The following is a 23,483-nucleotide window of genomic DNA, read 5'->3' as shown; positions in this document are numbered from 1 at the left end:
GGGTCCCTGGTGTTTATTCTTATTTTAGGATGTGCCCTTGACTTTATAGGCTTTCGTATAGCCTAGGACAAACGCGATACCTGAAAAAATGGCAGCTAGAATGATAGTTGGCTGCTTAAGCCATTCGCTACTTAAAACCGCCCATTCTCCATTCCCCATGATAAGCCCGATGAGTTGACTTATAACCATGATGAACGCAAGCACCAAAGATAAAAGTAAGCTTATTGCGAAAAGCCGCTCTAATAATCGTTGCATGTTTGGACCTCCTTATATTGGTAGTATCCCCATTGCGATAAGCCACCCAATTAGGATGACTGGACAAGCATAGTAGAGCATCAGCATGCCGAATGTTTTCTCTGGACGTGCACCAACGATTCCTGAAGCGATATAGATTGATCCCGATGCTGGTGGCATCTGAGCAGAAGTGGAAGCAAACGTCATGACGACAACGGCAGAAACTAGAGGTGAAAACCCTGATGCTACTAATATTTCGTAAGAGACCAGGCCAACGGCAGTAAGTGTTCCTGTTGAAGTAAGAGGTCCTGCGATAGCTGTAATCCCTATTCCTAACAATAGGACAGTGAGCCATCCAGGAGTGTTAGCTGAACTCATCAATTGCGCGATGTTATCTGACAAACCAAGTGCAGTCAATACTTCACTTGACGCTACTGCAAAGAAAATCAGTGCTCCTATGACTGTAAAGCGTGGTATGGAGCTACTTACGAAATCTAGTAAACTGGAAATGGACCTTGGCCTGGATTTGCGCGCTAATATGAATGATATCGCAATCATCAAGGTTGGAATCCAAATGACGATATCAATGCTTTTTAGCGCACTCTCGCCGATGGATGAAATATTCTTCAATACTTCAGAAAGAGGTCCGATGGTTAAGATAAGAGGAATGATGGCACCCAGATAGATGAATATGGAGGTCCAGCCTTCTCGTAAGGATACACGAAGAGGTTGAATGGACTCCGCTGGGAACGCCTTTATACCCTGCTTTTTTACAAAATATCCAATCAAGATCAACCGGTGGATAAACTGGTAGGCGCCTGCGATCAAAAGGGCGATATAGTACTCACCTGTAGTAATGGCGGCTGCTACTGGCGCAAAACCAAGTACGATGAACATGGAGGTCGTGGGTGGCAAGACGGAAGCCATTCCCCCATTTCCAACCATGACAGATGCTGCTATCTCTTTATTCCATTTATTCTTGAGCATCCAAGGACCTGTTATAGAGCCCGTGGCCGCCGTATTACCAGAATCTCCACCGGATAAAGTGCCCATGAGAGACGAGCCGACGGCGTCCATGATGGCTGGTGCACCAGGTAGTCTACCGACAAGAGAATTTAAAATACCCAGCAAACGTTCTACGATACCAAATTTATCAATGACATAGGCCATAAAGACAAAAGCCACAGCAGCGTATAGAACGGAAAAGGTGGAAGCGAAACTGATTCCCCTAAAGAATAAGTCAAGAGCTTTTGTGCCGCCGAGAAGCGATATGGCTATGAAACCAATTAATGAAGCCTCACCAAGGTTTCGTTTCAACCACAGACTCCAAACTATCAAGATGCTGACAAATACAATGAGAGCAATAATCCCCATATGAACCCCTCCATTTTACGTACAGTTGACCAAGCGCATCACTTGCTTCCAATCCTTAGGTGGATCCCCCTGATTCTTTTCTAAAATGTTGGCCTGTGTAATCATTTTTAACTTATCACGGGTGGCTTTTGTCATTTGTGGTTCTATGCCATGACTGTTCAGAAAGTCTATGACATTTTCCATCTCCTTTTCACGCCGTTGAGAATGGATAACGTTACTTGAAATCAGCCTATTGATGATCTGTTCAAACGGTTCTTTATCCATTGTACGTGTGATGGAATCGAGTATAATATCGTCCAATGCAAGCTTATCTGCAGCTTGCATGACTTCATGCAGAAGGGCAGAAAGACCCTTTGTAAAAATGCTTCGGATGAATTTAATATTGGTAGCATCCCCTGGAAGGTCCCCCGCGTAAGTAAGGTTCATATGAGTGGATTTTCCCCAATCGATTAGAGAGGTTGATCCAGTTCCGCTAACCATGATTGGCACCTTATGTTGATAAACTTTCAGCGCGCCCATGATGGCTCCATCAATGAATGTACGCTTTTCATTCAACATGTCCTCTCCCAGTCTCTGCTTGACCTGAGCAGATGCGGTTGTGAGATCAACATGCAATGTTTCTTCATTTAACTCTGACCATATAGATCTCCAAGCATCCTCAGCAAAGGGAGCCGGCACGGCCACGAACAGTACATCTAGCGTTTCTTTGGCTACACTCTGTGGATCACTAAAAAGTGTTGCGTGGGTTTTTTTGGCCCGCTGCTGCGTTTCCTCTTTTTCATATAACGGATCGTAAACAAAAAATTGTGCTTGTGGGTCCTCAGTAAGAAACCCTTTGGACATCTCATATCCGACTTCGCCAAATCCAATAAAACCGATTCTCATCTCAATACCTCCCAGTAATGGTTCACAAATGATAGGCTTTCAGTTTTTCCTGTAGCCAACCGGGTTCCAGGTTGGATGTATCCTCTTTATTCTCAAGTTGTTTAAATGCTTCAATTTGTTTGAGCCGGTTGTATTCATATGCGGCTTTTTTTTCAGCTTTCTCTAGTATGTCAGCTACCTCACCCTGAGGTATGACTACAACACCGTCCTCATCGGCGATGACATAATCACCAGGGCAGACCATGGCTCCAGCGCAGGTTATGGCTGTGTCAAACGCTCCTGGTCCTTCCTTCGTCGGACCTGTCGATAGATACCCTTTGGCATAAATTTGGATATCAAGATGCCTAAGGTCAGTGCGATCTCGAACGAGTCCGTCGATGATAATGCCTTCTACGCCAATAGCTTCTGCGGCCCCTGCCATCAATTCACCCAAGTATGCGGCCTCTTTATAATCCTGCCCGTCCACGATAAGGATGTCACCAGGATGTGCTTGGTAGATGGCGTAATGCAAGAACAAGTTATCCCCTTTTGGCAATGCAACGGTACGCGCGCGTCCCACCAGGGATTCCCGGAAGTTCACAGGCTTTATATGATAATCCATCACGTTATTTGTTTCCATCACATCAGCAAAAACCGATGAGCCAAGTTTTTTCATGCGTGCTACTAACGTTTTTTGAGAATGAGTCATGCTCAACACCACTCCTAGTAATTTTTATTAACTTTTAAAATAAAAAAGTAATTTTTATTACTATAACAAGCTGCGGTAATAATGTAAACACTTACATTTTTAAATAGTCAAAAAAATAACCTTCCTCAGAACTAGAAGTTCTAAGGAAGGTATAGTGTTTTAAGGGATAGATATTTACTCTTGTCTTGCATTCTGAACATGATAGTTTATGGTTGTCAGTACTTCATTGATTTCGTTTAACCGTTCTTTTGTTTTCTCTGATTTGGTGATAGCTACAGCATTAATTAGATAGTCGGCCAGTACCATGGCGGGAATGGGGGAGTTATGGAAGGCCAGACTGCTTGAATCACAAGTAAGAAGGCAATCAGCGTATTCTACGATAGGAGATGAATAGCTGTCTGTGATGGCTATCACTTGAACGCCGCGCGCCTTGGCTGCTTTGATAAAATCAATGATCCGTACTCCGTAGCGGGGGAAGCTTATGGCAATCAATACATCATTTGCGTTCATCGCAACTACTTCATCGACCCAATCGCTTACGTCAGCCCAAATCAATCTACAGTTCCCTAAGCTCCTATTTAGCCCGTGAGTTAAATATTCTCCTACAGGAAGACCACTGCGCACGTTTGTGCAATATATCCGTTCAGATGAGGTGATTCGTTGCACGACATCATGGAGTTGTTCTTTAGAGATACGTTCCATTGTTTGCTGAATGTGAAATAGATGGTGTTGAATGGTATGTGACCATAAGTCATCCTGATCGACATTTTGGAGATTAACAGTTAGGCGATTCTGAGGAGCGGTTTGTTCTCTTAAGAGTTGCTGCAGTCCTTTTTGGAATTCACTATACCCTGAATAGCCGATGCTGGACGTAAGTCTCATGATGGTTGTTGTACTCGTATTCACCCTTGTGGCTAACTGGTTAATAGTAAGAAATGCAACCTCAGAAGGATTTTTGAGTATGTAATCAGCAATGTTTTTTTGCGCTTTTGTTAATTCAGATATGTTGTCCTTCAAGATCGTGATAGGATTTTCCATAGAATTCTCCTTTTTTACTGGACTAGTATAATAAAGCAGTCTCGTGCCATTTGCTTGATTGATGTAACACTACCAAAATAATAACAGCTACAGTGAAAATTACAAATAGACATAGATGGCAAGGAAGAATTCATAGAAGGTATGACTGGTAAAAGGAGGATGGTAAACTATATTGGTTTAAGATGATGAGATGAGTAGGACAAATTAGATGCAAACTATTATTTTAAGATAGTTTATTTAATAGAAAGTAACATAGGTTATGAGCCTATGTTGGTGTTATATCACCCTGTTCTTCACTGCCAGGTGCATTTGTTGGATATCTTGAAGCATCAATGAGGCCATTAAATGAGGCACATAGTTTCAATCAAGGAGAAAAAGATTGATAAGGACTATATAAAAAGAACCCCCATATTGGAAGGGGGGATCATTTGGAATTTCCTAAGGGGTACTTCAATCCGTTCTTCACAATCTTCTCTTCCACGATCTCCTTCACATCGAACCCGAGTTCTGAGCACAGGGTAAGGGAATAAATCAGGATATCGGCAATCTCTTCGCGGATATTTTCAGTGTTTTCCTCAAGTGCTTCTTCACTGGTGACCCACTGGAAGTCTTCGAGCAGCTCGGCAGCTTCGATAGAAATCGAGATGGCGAGATCTTTCGGGTTGTGGTTCGGTCTCCAGTTCCGGTCGTCCCGGAACTTGTCGATCTTGTTCATTAATTGTTGGATATCACTCATGGTTGTTGTCTCCTTTTACTGGTGTAGGGATTTGAAGGGCGTACCATTTGAATCACTCTTCTTCCTCCAAAAACACAAACCCGCCATCAATCAACCCCTGCACATACTCATCAAAACTGTCAGCAATCACCTTAAACTCATCCGGATCATGTAAAAAGCAGACAATCTGTCCGGAAACGCCTTGGTCGGTCGGGTTGAAATCGATGAATAGGCTGGAGGTTCCCCCGTTATTCATACAGTCGGAGAAGTGGATGTACGTTCCTGGATACAGGCCGTCTTGATTGATCCTGGAATCGACGTCGTCTTCTTCATACTCGGAAAGATAAGAGGTGTCTACTTCTTCTTTTGAGCTGTCGATCATCTGCTGGGTGGAGAGGAGGTAATAGGGATATCTGCCATCTTCCACATCGGAACCGAGGATGCAGACGGCGATCTTTTCTTCGCCGTATTGTCTCCAGAACGTCCCGTCGATGTTTTTAAGCAGGGACAGCAGGGATTCCGGGCAGTCTGGGTAGAGTCGTCTAAGCTCCTCAAGGTCTTCTGGGCTGGCACCATGTGATTTTTGGAGTTCTTCCAATTCTTCTGGCAGCAGATGCTCGTGTAATCCTTCGATGAAGTGGTTGATCAGTTCCATGAGAGTGCCTCCTTTGGTATAGGGATATTTTAACATTTATTCATGGGTTTTACTTATAAAATAAAAAAACACTTCCCCATCTGATAGTTTAATTCCTTATCAGGCGGAGAAGTGTTTTTGGGGTTTATTTTAGCTGCTGATAGGATGCCAATCTGTGAATGTGGACTGCCAAGTAAGCTAGCTCTTCTTTGGGTAACATCTTACCGTAAACCTGCATGATATAGTTTTCAATCTTGAAGGCAATATCCATTGCATCAGGATAGAGATTGGCGATCTGCTCGAATAGTAGGTTGTCCGGATCTTCTAGCATAGAATCAGCATAGAAGCGCTCTACGAAAAATTTCACATGGGTGATAAATCTCCCGTAATGGATATTGTCAGTTTCCATCTTGATCTGGAGTGCATATCGGACTAAATTGACAATCCCGCCTATCATCTTAGCATACTGCATACCGTTTTTTGATTCTTCCCCTTGACCATTGATCAAGTGGAAGGCAATATTCGCAGCTTCTTCTTTAGGAAGTTCAACATTGCAGGCTTGATTAATGAGGCTTAGTGCGTACATACCAATTTCAAATTCAGCCTGATAGAAATTCTTAATTTCCCAGAATACCCGATTGGTTATATTAATATTCTTTTTGTGACGTTCCACCGCGAAGTGAAGGTGATCCATTAATGTAAAATAAATACCGTTATTTAGTTTGGTATCCAGCTGCGATTCCGCATGATGGACGATTTGTTGGGTTAAATCAATAAATGATTGTGGAATGGAGTCAAGAAGCCGTAAAAGCTCTTTTGATTTGGCATTTTCAATTGGCATGAAGGTTTGATCCGCCTGATCGTCCTTGACCATATTACCGGCTTTTTGACCGTAGCCAATTCCCTTGCCAAAGAGGATGAACTCTTGTAAGTTCTCACCTTCGACAAGGATGACACTGGAATTCAGTACTTTCTTTATCTTGTACATTGACCTCACCTGTCCCCTGTTTAATCAGTCTAGGTCTTCTCCATTACTTTTAATTACTTTTTTATACCAGTAGAAGGAATCTTTACGGGAACGGGCGAGGGTCCCATTTCCTTCATCGTCTTGATCGACATAGATAAATCCATATCGTTTTGACATTTGTGATGTTCCGGCACTGATAATATCAATCGTTCCCCAGCTCGTATAGCCGAATAAGTCCACTCCTTCTTCTACCGCTTCTCTCATTTGACGGAAGTGTTCACGGAAATAGGAAATCCGATATTCATCATGAATCGAGCCGTCACTCTCAACTATATCCTTTGCACCCATTCCATTTTCTACAATGATTAGTGGGATATTGTAACGGTCATAAAGCTCTAGAAGAGAAATTTTAAGGCCAACGGGATCAATTTGCCATCCCCAATCAGTCGAAGGTAGGTAAGGGTTCTTAACACCTTGGACTGTGTTACCATCAGTCTTTTCAAGACCTTCTTCTGCTGATTCTGTTAATGACATATAGTAGCTGAAGGATAAGTAATCAACGGTATACTCTTTGAGGAGGTTCAGATCATTCTCCTCCATCTTAATGTTGATTCCTTTCCGTTCTAATTTCCGTAAGGTCAGCGGAGGATACTCACCAAAGACCTGAACATCTGCATAGAAATAGTTTTGCAGGTTCTTTTTTAAGGTAATCTCTACATCCTCTGGCTTGCAGGTTGTTGGATAGGTAGTCAGTTTGGTGAGCATGGCGCCCATTTTACTTCCCGGTATAATGGTGTGGCAATCTCGAGTGACGATGGAAGAAGCAACAAATTGATGGTGAAGGGCCTGGTAAACGAGCTCTTCTTCTTTGCCCTCCGGACAGCGGTCAGGTATGATTCCGGCTGTGGTGAAAGGATGACGGAGAATGCTGTCGATTTCATTGAAGGTTAGCCAATACTTCACGTAGTCCTTGAATCGATGAAAGCAGACGTTTGAGAATCTTACAAAATCGTCTATAACCTTACGTTCTACCCAGCCATTATACTTTACACTTAAGGCTAGTGGCATTTCGTAGTGGGATAAAGTGACGATCGGTTCGATTTGGTGTTTTCTCATTTCTTTAAAAAGATTTTCATAGAATTCAAGGCCTTTTTCATTCGGCTCATTCTCTTCACCCGTTGGAAAAATACGACTCCACGCTATGGAGACACGTAAGGCTTTAAGTCCCATCTCTGCAAATAGGGCTAAATCTTCTTTGTAGTGATGATAGAAGTCAATACCTCGGCGTTTCGGGTAATATTTGTCTGATGGGTCATCCATTGCTTGTTGGATGAGATCAGAGGACACTTTCAAATGGCCATGATAGTCATCCAGACTGAGATTTGGCTTATAGGTAGCCACATCCGCCACGCTTGGTCCCTTTCCATCAATGTTCCATGCACCTTCAGCCTGATTGGCGGCAATGGCGCCGCCCCATAAAAAGTCTTTTGAAAAAGTCATTCAATTCATCCTCCTATTTGAGTTAGTACCATCAGTTTATCTTGACGGGTCACGTTTTCTTGTTGATTGATTTGGAAATCATACTGATCAGAGTTGGTCACAACCGCCATGGTGACGGGATCAAACCCAGCTGCTTTTATCTTCTCCAAGTCGAAGGTAAGTAGTAAATCTCCGGCTTTCACACGATGACCAACGTGAACATGTGGTGTAAAGTGCTTCCCACCCAGCTCTACTGTATTAAGACCAACATGGAATAGGATTTCGGCTCCATTATTGGTCCGCATCCCAAGGGCGTGATAGCTATCAAAGATCATGGAAATCTCTCCGTCAACTGGGGCAAACAATTCTCCTTTGGTCGGGATGATAGCAAGGCCGTCTCCCATTGCTTTCGATGAGAATACTTCATCATGGACTTTTGTTAGTGGTATCATTTTACCTGCAACAGGACTGGTAAATGTTTCACCATTGCTTATATTCTGAGCAAATGTCTCTTCTTGAACATGGACTGCGTCTTTATCCTTGCCCATAATGAAGGCTGAGACGAATGCAACGGTGAAGGATAGGATCAGCCCTGCAACAGCGTAGAGAAAGTTTCTTGGTAGGTCTTCCGAGAGGAACATGCTCATACTGGCAAGGCCCGGACCTACCAATACGAATGCTTGAATGCCTATGATTCCAATAAACGAACCCCCTATAAATGAACCAATCACGACGCTCGTGAGGACTTTTTTGTTCTGAAGTGTTACACCATATAATGCGGGTTCCGTAATGCCGAAGAAAGCGGATATGCCACCCGAAATAGCGGTGGTCCGTAAGCGCTTATCCTTTGTACGGAGAGCAATGGCAAAGCACGCTCCGCTTTCTGCAAAGTTATGGGCTAATGAAGCAGGCAGGTAGAGTGCTTCCCTTCCAAGGCTTCCCATCGTGGTGACGGCGTAAGGAATCATGGCTTTATGCATTCCTGTAGCTACCATGAATGGAAGAACGCAAGCTAGCAATGCAACGGCTAACCAGCCTACATGGTCAAACACCCATAGTATTACGCTGGCAAACCCTTGTCCGAATGTATAGCCTAACGGACCTAATAGCAAAAGGGCGACAGGTACGGTAATAAGTAGGGACATCATCGGGACGAAGAAGATCCGAATTGGTTTCGGAGAGATCCTTGTGAATAATTTTTCTACCTGTGCATAAAGGATGACGGTAAGTATTGCTGGTAATACTTGGTATGCATAAGCGATATTCGTCAAACTGAATGAGAACAACTGGGCACCATCTTGAAGCAAGGTCGCCATACTTGGCAATAGCAGGGCACCAACAGCTGATAAGGCCACAAGTGAATTGACTCGGAGTTTATTAGCAGCCGTGACTGCCACAAGTAGAGGCAGGAAATAGAGAGGTGCATCCCCAATCAGATTTAGAATTTGATAGGTTTGACTCTCTTTGTCCATTATTCCGATCAAGGCCAACAGTAAGAGGAGAGATTTTAATATTCCACCGCCTGCAATAGCAGGAACTAGGGGTTGGAATACCCCCACGATAAAATCTAGAACAAGAGGACCGAATTTTTGTTTGCCTGCTTGTTGATTAGAGGCTCCCTGATTCTGCGCCCCTACAAGCTTATGCACCTTTTCATAGACCTCTACGACATCGTTCCCGATTACGATTTGGCACTGCCCTGTCATTCTGACGGCAATCACTCCTGGCAAAGCCTCAAGAGCTTTGATATCAGCTTTTTTGTTGTCGGCCAGTGAAATGCGAAGTCTTGTGGAACAATGGCCCAAGTGGGTGATATTGTCGTTACCTCCAACGTAAGTTACAATCTCTTTTGCTGTTTGCTTGAAATCCATCTCTAACCCTCCATTTCTGTATGTGACGGTTAAAAATAAACAAAAAAGGACCTAAAACGGCAAATGTATTATACTTGCCATTTTAGATCCTGCCTGCACTACCAGTCACATGTCTAATGTTTTTATTTGATTGAGTTTAGTATAGGGTATAGTAATGAAAGCGTCAACAAAAAAGTTTAGAATAAAAATGCACCTCCAAATGATAGACATTTGGGGTGCAAATCCAGCTTTCTGAATTAAGAAACCGAGAATCCCTTCTCTTCCTGGATCCCGATTTTCTCTGCATATTCATCCAGCAGCGCACGTACTTCATCTGTCGATTCGGTTTCCATGAGGCGGTTGCGGAGTTCGCTTGCGCCTTTGAAGCCGCGGACGTAGATTTTGAAGAAGCGGCGGAGCGGTTTGAATGGACGTGGTTCGAGTTCGTCGTTGTATTTGTCGTGAAGGTCGAGCTGGAGGCGGAGGAGTTCAAGGAGCTCCTGGCTGCTGTGCTCTTTCTTCTCGGTTTCGAAGGCGAACGGGTTTTGGAAGATTCCGCGTCCGATCATGATGCCGTCGACTCCGTATTTCTCGGCGAGCTCAAGCCCTTGTTGACGGTCGGCAATGTCTCCGTTGATCGTAAGAAGCGTGTTCGGTGCGATTTCGTCGCGCAGCTTCTTGATCTCGGGGATCAGTTCCCAGTGGGCGTCCACGTTGCTCATTTCTTTTTTCGTCCTGAGGTGGATGGATAGGTTGACGATATCCTGCTCAAGGAGATGCTTGAGCCAGTCATGCCATTCGTCCACTTCAGTGTAGCCGAGGCGGGTCTTCACGCTGACGGGAAGTCCACCGGCTTTTGCTGCCTGGATCAGCTCGGCAGCCGTGTCGGGACGGCGGATGAGGCCGGAGCCTTTTCCATTGGCGGCTACATTCTGCACGGGGCATCCCATGTTGATGTCGATGCCGCGGAAGCCCATTTCCGCCATGCCGATGCTCATCTGACGGAAGTATTCAGGCTTGTCTCCCCAGATATGGGCGACAATCGGCTGCTCGTCATCGGTGAACGTAAGACGGCCGCGTACGCTGTCCTTGCCTTTCGGGTGACAGTAGCTTTCTGTATTCGTAAACTCTGTGAAAAATACATCAGGTCGTGCCGCTTCACTTACGACGTGGCGGAATACCACATCGGTCACGGCTTCCATTGGTGCCAGTATAAAAAACGGCCGAGGTAACTCATGCCAAAAATTATCTTTCATTGTATCGTTAAACCCTTTCCTTGAGGGAAATCGCGTTTCCCAAAATTAAAAAGTAACATGCTAATGGTCAAAATCCAACCAGTATATACTTTAATGGTTCTACAGGAAAAGTGCAAGGGAACCGGGCGCTCTGGCCCTTTCATTGCCCCAATTTGGATCCAGTTAGTGTGCATTTTAACAGGTTTGCAGGTAAAACGTAATGGGTTAAAAGTTACCATTTTTATTGACAGCGTTTTCTTTCGGGTATAGAATTAATTTCAAGTTGATACGCCGTGAGGAGACCGTGAGACACATTCAGGACCTTGAATTCCGTATTCAAGGGGGCTTGGTGTGTCTTTTTTTCGCTGGGTATGGGCTAATATTTCGTATATCGGAATAAATATAGAAATAAAACTTCACAGGGGGATAAGATGGGAAAATCAAAGAAAACCGTCGTTCTGTTGCTCGTGTCACTGGTATTGATTCTCGTTGGAAGCGTGGGAGCATCCCGTTTCAATAATTCAAACGGCAAGGTCGATGTGTCGCGCATCTACTTTGACACGCCAAGGGGTGAACTGTCAGGGCTGCTGTATAAGCCTGACGGGGCGGATGAAAATCCACGGCCTGCTATCGTCGCGACCCATGGATATTTGAACTCTGCCGAGATGCAGGATGCCCAGGCCATTGAAATGTCGAAGCGTGGCTATGTGGTCCTTGCCCTCGATCAATATGATCACGGGCATTCGACGGGTACAATGGAAAAGCCGGTTCCGTTCTTCTCGTTCTGGCCGTTTTCCATGTATGATGCTGTGCAATATATGTATGATCAGGACTTCGTGCTGAAGGATGGTGAAGGCAATGGGATCATCGCCGTGTCGGGGCACTCCATGGGTGGATTCTCCTCGACGCATGCCGTGATGCTCGATGAAGCCGACTTCCAGAAGACAGGAGTCAGGAAAATCTTCAGCTCCCTTACCATGGGGTCTGATTATCAGTGGCTGAAGACGATGGAGTACAGCCTTGAGGCCATCAATCAGTCATATGGACCAAGATTCTCAGGGAAGGTTGCCGGAAAGTATGATGAGTTCTTCTTCGATGCCGATGCGACTGCTGCCGGGGCATCCGTCGTGAAGAAGGATTACATCAATACGGAGGAAGGAAAGAGCTTCGTCGGTGATCCAAGCTCTCCACAGGCAGGGAAGATCTACGATGTGAACGGTGGTAAAAGGGTCATTTATGAACCGAATGAGACCCATCCTTGGAATCACTTCTCCAAGACCTCAACGGGATATGCCATCGATTTCTACAGCAAGGCATTCGCAGACTATAGCGATACGTTGAACGACACGTCAGGGCAAAGCTGGATGTACAAAGAGTGGTTCTCTTTCGTCGCCCTGGTCGGATTCTTCCTATTGTTCGTGCCGCTCATTTCGCTCCTTTCACGACTTCCGTTCCTGAAGAATGTGAGGACGAAATTCCCGGAACCGCTGCCTGGTCCAACGTCGAACGGGGCAAAGGTCGCCGGATTGATCCTAGTCGTAATCGGCGGTTTATTCCCAGCCCTCTTCTTCTCGGCGCTCTATAGCGGTGATGTATCCGGTATGAGGCTGTTAAGGCAGATCAGTATGGTCCTCATCGCCCTGTCTGCTATCGGGGTCATTGCCTCAGCCATGAAAAAGACGGATCGCAACATGGGCGTGCTTGCACCGATCATGCTGGTGTTGAGCATCATCCAATACGTCTTCCTACGCTACCAAGGTAAGCTAACGGAAACGACGCAGTTCTTCGGTGCACCAACTGTGAATCCGATCCTCTACTGGGCCATTAATGTGGCACTGATCACCCTTATGATGATGATCGGGTATCACTATATCTCAAAAAAACCTGAGGGTGCTACCATCGCAAGCTATGGCGTGAGAGCAAGTGTGAAATCGGTCGTGGCTTCCCTTGTCACCGTCCTCATCGCTGTCGGGATCGGCTACGGGATCCTTTACCTTATCGATGGGATCTTCAAGGTCGACTTCCGTATTTGGACGGTGGCCGTGAAGACGTTTGAAGGGCATCATCTCTTCGCCCTTCTCAAATATGCGCCGCTCTTCTTCATTTACTACTTCATCGTCGGTTTGTCGGTGAATATGAATACGGCAACCACCAAGTACGATGGATTCAAGGGATATGTGATCTCTGCCCTCCACTTCATCGGGGGCTTGATCCTGTACCTTGTGTATCAATACGGATTGTTGTTCACCACAGGAACAGCCGGATACCCATCTGAATCACTATCTTCCATCATCGTGATCGGACTCGTACCCGTCCTGCTTGTGGCATCGATCTTCAATCGCTACTTCTACCGCAAGACCGGTAACGTCTATGTCGGGGCGTTCCTCAATACCGTGCTCATCACCTTGATCACGGTGGCCAATACGACGCTGTATACCATTTTATAAGGTTCTCACAAAAGTCCCCCTGAATCCATTTCGGAATCAGGGGGACTTTTGAATCAAGTAAAGGTTTACCAATTGCTAAAATAAGGTACTAGAACAAGGAAGCAAGAGAATATCCTAAATAAGGGCACATCAAAAGTCACGAATTGTCCCCTGTTTAAACAATTTATGTAAAATACTTGCTATAATATGTTCTGGAATACGCATTTATCATGCTTTTATAAAAGGAGAGAAACGAATGGCAGACTTGAATGATAACCCGTTTGTACAGAACGAGGAGAAGAAGCCGAAGCCAAAGGTGGAACGCAAGGAAGGGGAACCTACTGCTGCGTTTAAAGGCGCGAGCTGGGCAGCCCTCATCATCGGACTAGGCGCTTACCTGATCGGCCTTTTCAACGCCGGTATGGAGCTCAATGAGAAAGGGTACTACTTCGCTGTCCTCATCTTCGGCCTGTACTCTGCAGTATCCCTGCAAAAAGCGGTACGAGATAAAGAAGAAGACATTCCCGTCTCAGGCATCTACTACGGCCTCAGCTGGGTAGCAATGATTATCGCCATTGCCCTCGTCGGAATCGGTCTTTACAACGCGGGAAGCATCATCCTCAGCGAAAAAGGCTTCTATGCCATGGCCTTCGTGCTGAGCCTGTTTTCAGCCATCACGATCCAGAAGAATATCCGGGACACCCAGCAGGCAAGGGACCGGGATTGATGGGAAGCTGGTACTCATTGGAGTGCCGGCTTTTTTCTTCTGTCCTTACGGTTGACCCTCCATTTCTGAAGCCATCTTTTCACACTTCCTCATCGCCCACTCATAATGCTTATATGTATTCGCTGCAAAATAACTATAGAGATGACTCGTTTTCGTCCACTTAACGTATTTCTTCGTCATGATTTCCTCTGTTGAGTGCCTGTTGATGAGGTCCATCACCCGCGTGTGGCTTTTCGTGACCTTTTTAATGGCCTTATTCAAGGGAACCTCCTGATAGTCATCCCAGATCTTCTGATTCAGGGCACCGATATCCCGCCACTGGTATCCGGGTGCGGGCATGGAAGGCTCGTCCCCGTCCATCCCTTCGCGGTACCAGCGCTCAAGCATGCTGTGCCATTCGTACAGATGCATGAGGACATCTCGGAAGTTCTTGTCTCTTTCATCGGTGATGATGGATTCTTTCCTCTTCCTAGGTGGAATGGAGGTGATGAGGTTCATGAGGGTCTGAAATGCTTCTTCGCTCTTTAGAATGAGGCGTTCTTTTCCTTCTGCACCAGTCATAGGCCAATTCCTCTTTTCGGTTTTCTTCAGTATATCAAATGAACAGTGAATAAAGGTAAAAATAGGAAGTTAAATTGTTCTCCTGCGCACCTTTCTATTAACCGTGAATACGATACTAATAGATGTAAGTATTCATAGAGGTGAAAGATATGAAGTTAGAATCATGGTTTTTTGAAGGACTGACGGGTGAAATTGTGACCCCGAAAACGCCAGGATATGAAGAGTCCCGCCAGGAGTGGAACCGAGCGATCAATAAATTCCCACTTGTAATCGTCTACTGCGGGGACAAGCAGGATGTAGCGAACGCGGTACGCTGGGCGAGGAAGCGGTGTGTACCGATCCGCATCCGATCGGGCGGGCATCACTATGAGGGATATTCCACGGGGAACTGCGTCCTCGTCATCGATATCAGCCGTCTGAACAGGCTCGAGCTGGATCGTGAAAAGAATCTTCTGAGGATGGAGGCCGGTGCGAAGAACACGGCCGTGTATGATTTAGTCGGCTCCAACGGCTATGCATTTCCCGGTGGGACATGCCCGACGGTCGGGGTGTCCGGCTTTACCCTCGGGGGAGGTTGGGGATTCTCGAGCAGGCTTCTTGGACTCGGGTGCGATAGCTTAGTTGAATTGGAACTGGTTAACGATCAGGGGAAGCTGATCAAGGCGAATAAGGACACGAATGCCGACCTGTTCTGGGCATGCCGTGGTGCAGGGAGCGGGAACTTCGGCGTCGTGGTGGGCATGACGTTCCAACTGCCGGAACCGCATAATCCAACCGTTACATTGGTTCAGTTTTTCTATGTCGGCACCACGAAGGACAAACAGGCAAACGTCATGGATATCTGGCAGAAGTGGCTGCCGGACCTCGATCCCCGCATGACCGTCGTAGCAAGCTTCTACAACGCCGAAGGGGAAGGACTCGGCATATTTGCGCGGGGGTTCTTCTACGGGACACCGGCAGAAGCGAGTGCACTCCTACAGCCGTTCAGCGCGGTGGAAGGATACCGTGAAGAGCTGGAAGAATCCTCTTTCCTGGAAGCCGTGAAGAAGGTGGAGGCAACCTATCCTCCATCAGAGAAATTCAAATCTACAGGTCGATTCGTACAGAGAATTTATTCAGGGAAGGAACTGTCAAATATCGCTGATCTCGTCCAACATCCCGCAGAAGGGTCCGTCTACGCCGCCGTTTCGTTCTATGCCATGGGCGGTGCCATTGAAAGCGTCGGAAAACGGGACACCGCCTTCTTCTTCCGTGACGCCCGCTATATCCTCGGCATACAATCCGTCTGGACGGACGACTGTGCTGCCAAGGTCAATCGCGAATGGGTCCAGGAACGTTTCCAATCCATCAAACCCATTACGAGGGGATCGTTTGTTAATTTTCCCATTAGCAATCTACCGAACTATGAAAGGGAGTATTTTGGAGGGAACGCCCCGGCGCTCAACCGGATCAATCGAAAATATGACCCGTTCAATGTGTTTACGTTTCCGCAGGGGTTGAAGTGAGGAGCATAGGATTCTATGCTTCTTTTTTATGAGTAGATTATGAGGTTTGGAAGAGATTTGAGAGTAGCGAAGTGGGAGGAATGATATTTGGTAAAAAGAAACCAAAAACGATACAATCATGATAAAGGTGTTAAAAAATTGGAAATTCGCATTTATATAATACAAGATTATCAAAATAAGAGGTGACCCTGGAGTGAATAAACCGAAAAAACAAGAGAAAGATTTACCCGACTTTTACCTGACTCATATGCAATTCCCTAAGGAAAATCGGCAGAATGTAATTGTATTCCTACTACTATTCATGGACTTACTCGGGGTACTCCCTCTCCTTAGTGACCCTTTTCATAGGGGATTCTTTTGGGCGGGCATGATCCCAGTCATACTCATGCATATATGGGGGATCGTCTACCTCGTGGCACCCTTTAAGTTTGAAAGATCCTATTTCTTATACATGGGTGTGTTGGGTGTCGCCGTAGCTTACCTATATTTCATCGTTTCCCAAAAATTAATGTATGTGAATGTAGGAGTGGAGGGGCCGCTTTATGCTGTGATCAGTGCCGTCCTTCTTGTTGCTGCCCTCATATTTTTTCAAATCTTCAATTACCGGATGTTGTATTCCGGGACCTATGACAGGCTGGATGAGGATCCTTCAAGCTTCAATCTGTCCCCGATCATTACTGCGTCAAGTATCGGATACATCGTGGCTCAATTCTTGATTTCTTTAACCGTGTCGCAATCCTTTAAGATGATGGTACTGGTTGCAGCTTACTCTGTACTGATCTTGATTATGGCGTACATAGCTACATACCTGCATCGATACATGTATATCCTCCAAAATCCTGAACAATTGAAGAGTATGTATTCAGGTTTTGGCCGGCCGAAAAAAGAACGAATGAGATAAAAAAGAGCGGGAGCACATAAGCATCCCGCTCTTTACGTTTAACAAATCTTACAAAATACCCACCATCACCCGCACACTCTCTACCAAATCCCCTACAGACCAAGATGGAAGCTTTTTATTATTTAAAGCCAGTCCGTGATGGGCCGGAATATGGACGAATCCTGAGCGGATCTTCAGCTGATGTGTTTCGATATGATGCCTGGCGGCGTACATGATCTGGTTGCACAGATAGGTCCCGGCCGTATTGGAGATGCCGGCGGGTAGTGATTGCTTGCGGAGCTCCATTTCAAATTCCTTGATGGGCAGGGTCGAGAAATACGCATCGGGAGCATCTTCGATGATTTTTTGCCCATCATATCGGTTTCCTGCGTTGTCGGGTTCCCCGTCCATGCAGTTGATGGCGATCCTCTCTGGGGTGATGCGGTTCCTTCCTGCAGCAAGTCCAAGGGACAGGACGACGTCAGGTTCATGCTCCTTGATGGCGTCGAGGAGGATGCCCGCCGACTGGGTGAAGTCGACGGGAAGTACTTTGCCGATGATGGTGTTCCCGGCCACGGTCGATCCGTCCAGCTGACGGACGATGATTTCAGTCGGGTTGGACTCCATGCCGAGGAATGCTTCGAATCCAGTGAGTAAGACGTTCATCTCGCATCACTCCTTTATTTCAGATACTGATCGAACCAGTCGGTGATTTCATCGAGGCGGATGAGTCTCAGACCCGGTTTTCCGCTTCGTGACAGCTCGTGATTGGATTCTGGGAACCGGACGAAACGCGTTTCCTTCTTCAGTTGCATCAGTGCGATATACAGCTGTTCCGCCTGCTCGACCGGACAGCGAAGGTCGTTCTCGCTATGAAGGATCAGGAGCGGTGTGTCTACGTTCTTCACATAGCGCAAGGGGGAGATGCGCCACAGCTCATCGGGATCCTCGAGGATGGTCGTCTTATGCTCCCATTCCGTGAAGTAATAACCGATATCGCTGACGCCGAAGAAGGAGATCCAGTTGCTGATCGAGCGCTGGGTGGCGGCTGCCTTGAAGCGGTTGGTCTGCCCTACGATCCAGTTTGTCATGAACCCGCCGTAGCTTCCGCCGGTGACACCGAGGCGATCCGGGTCGATCCAGTCGAACGCCTCTAACGCCTGGTCCAGTGTCGTCATGATGTCTTCATAGTCGATTCCCCCGTACTGGCCCCGGACGGCATCCACGAAGGTCTGACCGTACCCGTGGCTCCCCCTCGGATTTGTATAAAGGACGCCGTACCCCTTGGATGCAAGCACCTGAAACTCGTGCATGAATCCGTAGCTGTACATGGCATGGGGACCACCGTGGATCTCCACGACAAGGGGGTGGGATGTTTCATTGCTGCCAACAGGCTTCATAATCCATCCTTGAAGAACTGTTCCGTCCTCTGCCTGAATCGGGAATTCTTCAGGAACGGAGAGCTCGATCTCCTTCAAGGCATCCTCGTTTTCCCACGAGAGTCTCTTCTCACCAGTAGAATCCAAGATAAATAGATCTCCCGGAATATCATATTGGCTGACGGCAAACAGGATATTGTCCTGAGCTGAGTCCATGCTGTAGCCGTACACCTGCCGCTTCCCATCGATGATCGTGGCGATCTCACGCTCCAATGTGATGCGGTAAAGGTTGGTGGCACCGCGGTCGCTCGCAGCGAAGTACAGCGATTGGCCATCCTTTGACCATACCGCACCGCCTGCCGTTCCCGTCCCCATATCATTGATGGCCACGTCGCTGCATTCCACGTCCCACTCCTCAGTGAGACAGGTCAATTCCCTTGTCTTTCGATCAAGCGTCCAAACCCTTGTGAGCGTTGAACCGGCATATGCCATGTCATCTCCGAGGAGCGACAGGGTTTCGCCGTCCGGGGAATAGTTCGGCAAACGCAAACGAAGATTTCCGCTGGTGAGGGTTTCCACCTTCAGGGTTTCCAAGTCGAGCTCATAAACGTCAGAGAAGAAGGTCCTCTCATGATCGGCAGAGCGGTTGGCACAATAGGCTACAGTGGATCCGTCGGGTGAGAAGGCCGGAATTCCATGGTCATACGGTCCGCTCGTCAGCACGGTTTCCGTCCCCGTTTCAAGGTCTAAAAGGACAAGCTGGCGATAGGTGCCATCGGAAAACCCTTCGGCATCGGACTTATATTGCATGCTCGTGGTGATAAAAGGCTTGAGCGTTGATTCTTCCTTGCTTTCTCCCGCTTTCTCCAATCCTTCTTCCTCTCGTAAGGGGGCCGTGACGATGATCTTCTTTCCATCAGGCGACCAGACCGGCTGAGAGGCGCCATGTTTGAATGAGGTAACCTCTCTTGCTTCTCCCCCGTCAGCCGCGATGCGCCAAAGCTGGCGTTTACCTGACCGGTCCGACACGAATACGATGCTTTTTCCATCGGGCGACCACCTCGGCTGCGTATCGGAAGCATCTCCGTGCGTGAAGGGAGAAAGTTCTCCGGTCACGAGGTTGATATGATACAGATTGGACCGGTAACGTTCGTCATTGAGCACGGTCCTTTTGACAAATAGGGCCCGTTTCCCATCGGGTGAAATCTGTGGGTCTGAAATGAAAGAAAAGTCGAGTAGCTCCCTGGATGAAAGTCCTTCGGTCATCTTGGTGTCCTCCTTTTAATGATGGGTACGGTCACTCACCGAAAACCCGTACTCCGTTGATATAGGTGTATTCCACTTGGTTCCTGAGGTCGAAAGGCGTCCCGTTCCAGAGGACAAAATCCGCATCCTTGCCGGCTTCCACGGTCCCTACCCGGTCATCTACGCCGAGATGCTTGGCGGCATCGGATGTGATGGCCTTCATGGCCTGTGCTTCTGTCAGTCCGTATTTCACCGCCAGGATCACGCTCGTCATGAGGTGCTCGATGGCAATCACAGGGTGATCGGTCGTAATCGAGAACGGTACATCCGCTTCGGCAAGGGCAAGGAGGGTGTTCCATCCCTTATCGGAGAGCTCTACTTTTGAACGCGGCGTCATGGTTGGTCCGACGGACACGCGAACATCGTGCTTCGCGATGAACGGAGCGATCTGGTGACCTTCCGTACAGTGCTCGATTGTCACATCGAAGCCGAACTCCCTTTTCAGGCGCAGCACCGTCACGATATCATCGGCGCGATGTGCGTGGACGCGCAGTGGGATCTCTTTATCCAGCACTTTGACGATGGGTTCGAGCTCGGCATCGCGGCCGGTTTCACCTGATGATAATTTCTTTTTATAGTTTTCTGCCTCGATGAATTTCTTCCGCAGGAGGCCTGCTACGCCCATTCTCGTCGTGGGCATCCGCCCCTTTTCCCCGTGGAATCGCTTCGGGTTTTCGCCGGTGGCTGCTTTCAGACCGGATGGATTCCGGATCACCATCTCATCGACGATGTCTCCCACGGTCTTCAGTACGCACATTTCCCCGCCGATCACATTGGCGCTTCCCGGCATGACCTGAACCGTCGTGACGCCTGCCCGTCTTGCATCTTCAAATCCGCGGTCCTTAGGATTGATCCCGTCGATCGCCCTGACGCCCGGAGTGGTGGCGGAGCTTGTTTCGTTGAAATCCTGTCCTTCTTTCCCAAGGCCCTCTTCATGGACCCCAAGGTGGGTGTGCACGTCGATCAGCCCCGGTGTGAAATACTTGTCCGCGGCATCGATCACTTCATATCCTTCCGGTACGGAATCCGCATCCACCGATACGAACTTCCCCTCTTTAATGAGAATGATGGAATCCTTCAGTTCCCTTCCTGTCCCGTCTACCCCTGTTACATTCGTTAAAGCTATCATGAAATAAATCCCCCTCCGATTATCCAGAATTATCATTGCTTTCTGAAAATTTATTTTATATAATACCCTCTATACTCAAATTTTCCTTATAACGATATTAATTCAAAAAATTAGTATTGTAAATGTTCGTCAACTACACATTCTGTACTGATATGGGTAAAAAGTTAGAGAAATACGTTCGGGGAGTAGGGAAGCAAGTGGACTATCAGATCGATGAATTAGACCGTGGGATTATCAAAATGCTATCAAGGGATGGGAGAATTCCCTTTTCTGAAATAGCAAATGAACTGGAAGTAACAGAAAAAACCATCCGGCTCAGGTATAAAAATCTTGTGCAAAACGAAATCATTGAAGTCGTTGGAGTCGTCAATCCGATTGCCTTGGGGTTAAAGGCAGGCGCGATCATACAGCTGAAGGTGGGACAAGGGATGATCGAGAAGGTGAAAACCTCCCTCAGCCAGATCAGGGAGGTACGCTATATCACGATCACTTCCGGGGAGTATCCCCTCCTGATCCAGATCAACGTCCAGAATCAGGAAGACATCAGGGACTTCATCTTCAAGATGGATAAGATCGAAGGGGTGATTTCCTATAACACCATCATCCAGCTCGAAAACTACAAGAATACGTTTGAATACTTATAAAAAACGAAATGAGGGTCTCCTATGAAAATCTTTATCTCTGCAGACATGGAAGGCATATCAGGGGTTGCAACCAATCAACAGCTGAAAACACCTTCCGAATATCAGCGCTTCCGGCACTTGATGACCGCCGATGTGAACGCGGCCATTGAAGGAGCATATAACGGCGGGGCAACGGCCGTTGTCGTAGCCGATGGGCACGGGAATATGTCGAATCTATTGATTGAAGAACTGGATCCCCGGGCCACCCTCGTATCCGGCAACAACCGGGTCATGTGTCAGCTCGAGGGACTGGATGAAAGCTTCGACGGGATCATGTTCGTCGGCCATCACGGTCGTGAAGCGGGATCGGAACGAGCGGTGATCAGCCATACACTTGCCGGCATTTGTGTAAACGAAATGAAGATCAATGGACAGGTTGTGGGGGAAACAGAGATGAATTCTCTCGTGGCAGGAAGCTTTGGCGTACCGGCCATCTTCATCTCGGGTGACGATGCATACGTCGCAGAAGTGCAGGAGACATTGCCTTCGGTGAAAGCAGCCGTCACGAAGCGAGCGGTTGACCGTTTCGCAGCCGAGCTTCTCCATCCTGAAGTGGCACGGAAGGAAATCCGGGAAAAAGCGGAAGAAGCCGTGAAAGCAGCTAAACAGGCCGTACCACTGCAAGTGGAAGGTCCCGTCACCTTTGAGCTTGAGCTGAAGGGATCACAGCAGGCGATGATGACCACGACGCTTCCGACAGTGGAACTGACCGGGCCGAGGGGCATCCGCTTCACCTGTGATGACATGGTCACGGCCTACAAGCATATGTGGGGCTGCGTGATCATCGCCATGTCGGCGACCAATGGTGTACTCGGCAGTGTGAACGCCTGACACAGAACAAAAAAACCTTGGAGGTGAGTGGATGTACATAGTTAAACGATTGTTCACCATGCTGATGACCATCTGGGTCATTGCCAGCCTGACGTTCCTGATCATGAAGATGATCCCGGGGGATCCATTTGCTTCGGATGCCGATGTCCTGCCCCCTGAAGTGCTGCAGAATATGCGGGCAAAATACAATCTCGATGAACCGATTGCCGTCCAGTATCTTCTATATATGAAGGACTTGGCCACCTTTGACCTCGGCATCTCCATCCAGTCGGAGACGCGTTCAGTCAATACGATCATTGCTGAAGGAGCACCGGCATCGGCACTCCTCGGACTGCAGGCGCTTGTCATCGCCTTGGCATTCGGTCTGCTGCTCGGGATTGTGGCGGCGCTTCATCATAACCGGGCCCTGGATTATCTGTCCATGTTCATCGCCATCATCGGGATCTCGGTTCCGAGCTTCATTCTCGCCCCTCTGCTGATCAAATACTTCGCAGTAGAGTGGGGCATTCTTCCCGTCGCTTCCTGGGGGACCTGGCAGCACTCCATCCTTCCGTCACTGGCACTGGCTGCGACGCCACTCGCCGTCATCGCACGGTTCATGAGATCGAGCATGCTCGAGGTCCTGAACCAGAACTACATCCGGACCGCCGATGCCAAAGGGTTATCGACGACCAAGCTTGTCGTCCGGCACGGGATCCGGAATGCCATCCTTCCCGTGATTTCCTTCATTGGACCACTGTTTGTCGCCTTGATCACCGGTACCTTCGTCATCGAGAAGATCTTTGCCATACCGGGGATCGGTCGCTACTTCGTTGACAGCATCTTTAACAGGGATTATCCCGTCATCATGGGGACGACGATCTTCTTCAGCACCCTTTTGGTGGTCACCCTGTTCTTGATCGACATTTCTTACCGTTTCATTGATCCGAGAATAAAACTTACGAGTGGAGGGGAGTAA

General features: G+C 47.5%; 22 protein-coding genes. 7 read left to right on the top strand and 15 right to left on the bottom strand.

Features of this window, described 5'->3' with window-relative positions; all coding sequences use genetic code 11:
- Nucleotides 1–24 precede the first annotated feature (24 nt).
- The 11 genes from AF331_RS20725 to AF331_RS20675 all read right to left on the bottom strand — a co-directional run bounded on the left by AF331_RS20725 (nucleotide 25) and on the right by AF331_RS20675 (nucleotide 11,120).
- Nucleotides 25–255, bottom strand: a complete 231-nt coding sequence (locus AF331_RS20725; RefSeq protein ID WP_053429877.1) for a hypothetical protein — start codon at nucleotides 253–255, stop codon at nucleotides 25–27.
- 12 nt (nucleotides 256–267) lie between these two features.
- A complete protein-coding gene (locus AF331_RS20720; RefSeq protein WP_053429876.1) occupies nucleotides 268–1,608 on the bottom strand; it encodes a TRAP transporter large permease subunit in 1,341 nt (446 codons plus the stop codon).
- 15 nt (nucleotides 1,609–1,623) lie between these two features.
- Complete coding sequence (locus AF331_RS20715) at nucleotides 1,624–2,493, bottom strand: NAD(P)-dependent oxidoreductase (protein ID WP_053429875.1); 870 nt, start codon at nucleotides 2,491–2,493, stop codon at nucleotides 1,624–1,626.
- A gap of 22 nt (nucleotides 2,494–2,515) precedes the next feature.
- The gene (locus AF331_RS20710; protein WP_053429874.1) at nucleotides 2,516–3,181 is read right to left on the bottom strand and encodes an RraA family protein; all 666 of its coding nucleotides are present in this window, start codon (nucleotides 3,179–3,181) and stop codon (nucleotides 2,516–2,518) included.
- 174 nt (nucleotides 3,182–3,355) lie between these two features.
- Nucleotides 3,356–4,219: a MurR/RpiR family transcriptional regulator gene (locus AF331_RS20705; RefSeq protein ID WP_053429873.1), complete on the bottom strand. Its 864-nt coding sequence runs from the start codon at nucleotides 4,217–4,219 to the stop codon at nucleotides 3,356–3,358.
- Nucleotides 4,220–4,643: 424 nt separating this feature from the next.
- Nucleotides 4,644–4,955, bottom strand: coding sequence for a nucleotide pyrophosphohydrolase (locus AF331_RS20700; RefSeq protein WP_053429872.1), 312 nt, complete (start codon nucleotides 4,953–4,955; stop codon nucleotides 4,644–4,646).
- 52 nt (nucleotides 4,956–5,007) lie between these two features.
- Nucleotides 5,008–5,589 carry an SMI1/KNR4 family protein gene (locus AF331_RS20695; protein ID WP_053429871.1) on the bottom strand — a complete coding sequence of 194 codons (582 nt, stop codon included), beginning with the start codon at nucleotides 5,587–5,589 and terminating at the stop codon, nucleotides 5,008–5,010.
- 124 nt (nucleotides 5,590–5,713) lie between these two features.
- Nucleotides 5,714–6,556 (bottom strand): PRD domain-containing protein, encoded by an 843-nt coding sequence (locus AF331_RS20690; protein ID WP_053429870.1) that lies wholly within the window; start codon nucleotides 6,554–6,556, stop codon nucleotides 5,714–5,716.
- A 24-nt stretch (nucleotides 6,557–6,580) separates the two neighbouring features.
- Nucleotides 6,581–8,035 carry a glycoside hydrolase family 1 protein gene (locus tag AF331_RS20685; RefSeq protein WP_053429869.1) on the bottom strand — a complete coding sequence of 485 codons (1,455 nt, stop codon included), beginning with the start codon at nucleotides 8,033–8,035 and terminating at the stop codon, nucleotides 6,581–6,583.
- 5 nt (nucleotides 8,036–8,040) lie between these two features.
- Nucleotides 8,041–9,885, bottom strand: coding sequence for a beta-glucoside-specific PTS transporter subunit IIABC (locus AF331_RS20680; RefSeq protein ID WP_053429868.1), 1,845 nt, complete (start codon nucleotides 9,883–9,885; stop codon nucleotides 8,041–8,043).
- A gap of 236 nt (nucleotides 9,886–10,121) precedes the next feature.
- Nucleotides 10,122–11,120 carry a tRNA dihydrouridine synthase gene (locus AF331_RS20675; RefSeq protein WP_053429867.1) on the bottom strand — a complete coding sequence of 333 codons (999 nt, stop codon included), beginning with the start codon at nucleotides 11,118–11,120 and terminating at the stop codon, nucleotides 10,122–10,124.
- Nucleotides 11,121–11,530: 410 nt separating this feature from the next.
- On the opposite strand from AF331_RS20675, the gene AF331_RS20670 reads away from it, so the two are divergent.
- Both AF331_RS20670 and yiaA read left to right on the top strand, forming a co-directional pair.
- Entirely contained in the window at nucleotides 11,531–13,546 is a 2,016-nt protein-coding gene (locus tag AF331_RS20670; protein ID WP_053429866.1) for an alpha/beta fold hydrolase, read from the top strand.
- Between the two features lie 235 nt (nucleotides 13,547–13,781).
- Nucleotides 13,782–14,252, top strand: coding sequence for an inner membrane protein YiaA (gene yiaA, locus AF331_RS20665; RefSeq protein ID WP_048004613.1), 471 nt, complete (start codon nucleotides 13,782–13,784; stop codon nucleotides 14,250–14,252).
- Nucleotides 14,253–14,297: 45 nt separating this feature from the next.
- Here the strand turns inward: yiaA and AF331_RS20660 are convergent, their stop codons facing one another.
- A complete protein-coding gene (locus AF331_RS20660; protein ID WP_053429865.1) occupies nucleotides 14,298–14,813 on the bottom strand; it encodes a ClbS/DfsB family four-helix bundle protein in 516 nt (171 codons plus the stop codon).
- Nucleotides 14,814–14,962: 149 nt separating this feature from the next.
- On the opposite strand from AF331_RS20660, the gene AF331_RS20655 reads away from it, so the two are divergent.
- A complete protein-coding gene (locus AF331_RS20655; RefSeq protein WP_053429864.1) occupies nucleotides 14,963–16,318 on the top strand; it encodes an FAD-binding oxidoreductase in 1,356 nt (451 codons plus the stop codon).
- 193 nt (nucleotides 16,319–16,511) lie between these two features.
- Nucleotides 16,512–17,219, top strand: coding sequence for a hypothetical protein (locus tag AF331_RS20650; protein WP_053429863.1), 708 nt, complete (start codon nucleotides 16,512–16,514; stop codon nucleotides 17,217–17,219).
- Between the two features lie 48 nt (nucleotides 17,220–17,267).
- Here the strand turns inward: AF331_RS20650 and AF331_RS20645 are convergent, their stop codons facing one another.
- From AF331_RS20645 to AF331_RS20635, 3 genes are read right to left on the bottom strand one after another with little or no spacing between them, the layout of a single operon-like run.
- Nucleotides 17,268–17,864, bottom strand: a complete 597-nt coding sequence (locus AF331_RS20645; RefSeq protein WP_053429862.1) for a pyroglutamyl-peptidase I — start codon at nucleotides 17,862–17,864, stop codon at nucleotides 17,268–17,270.
- A gap of 14 nt (nucleotides 17,865–17,878) precedes the next feature.
- Nucleotides 17,879–19,843: a S9 family peptidase gene (locus AF331_RS20640; RefSeq protein WP_053429861.1), complete on the bottom strand. Its 1,965-nt coding sequence runs from the start codon at nucleotides 19,841–19,843 to the stop codon at nucleotides 17,879–17,881.
- Between the two features lie 31 nt (nucleotides 19,844–19,874).
- Complete coding sequence (locus AF331_RS20635; protein WP_053429860.1) at nucleotides 19,875–21,011, bottom strand: amidohydrolase; 1,137 nt, start codon at nucleotides 21,009–21,011, stop codon at nucleotides 19,875–19,877.
- Between the two features lie 152 nt (nucleotides 21,012–21,163).
- Between AF331_RS20635 and AF331_RS20630 the strand changes: the two genes are divergently transcribed.
- From AF331_RS20630 to AF331_RS20620, 3 genes are read left to right on the top strand one after another with little or no spacing between them, the layout of a single operon-like run.
- The gene (locus tag AF331_RS20630) at nucleotides 21,164–21,655 is read left to right on the top strand and encodes an Lrp/AsnC family transcriptional regulator (RefSeq protein ID WP_235576453.1); all 492 of its coding nucleotides are present in this window, start codon (nucleotides 21,164–21,166) and stop codon (nucleotides 21,653–21,655) included.
- A 21-nt stretch (nucleotides 21,656–21,676) separates the two neighbouring features.
- On the top strand, nucleotides 21,677–22,525 hold the full coding sequence (locus AF331_RS20625) for a M55 family metallopeptidase (RefSeq protein WP_053429859.1): 849 nt from the start codon (nucleotides 21,677–21,679) through the stop codon (nucleotides 22,523–22,525).
- A 31-nt stretch (nucleotides 22,526–22,556) separates the two neighbouring features.
- Nucleotides 22,557–23,483 carry an ABC transporter permease gene (locus tag AF331_RS20620; protein WP_053429858.1) on the top strand — a complete coding sequence of 309 codons (927 nt, stop codon included), beginning with the start codon at nucleotides 22,557–22,559 and terminating at the stop codon, nucleotides 23,481–23,483.

Origin of the sequence: Rossellomorea marisflavi (assembly GCF_001274775.1) — a bacterium.
Taxonomy (GTDB): domain Bacteria; phylum Bacillota; class Bacilli; order Bacillales; family Bacillaceae_B; genus Rossellomorea; species Rossellomorea marisflavi.
Note: the sequence above shows the minus strand (reverse complement) of the source record. Positions and strands in the feature narration are given on the sequence as shown.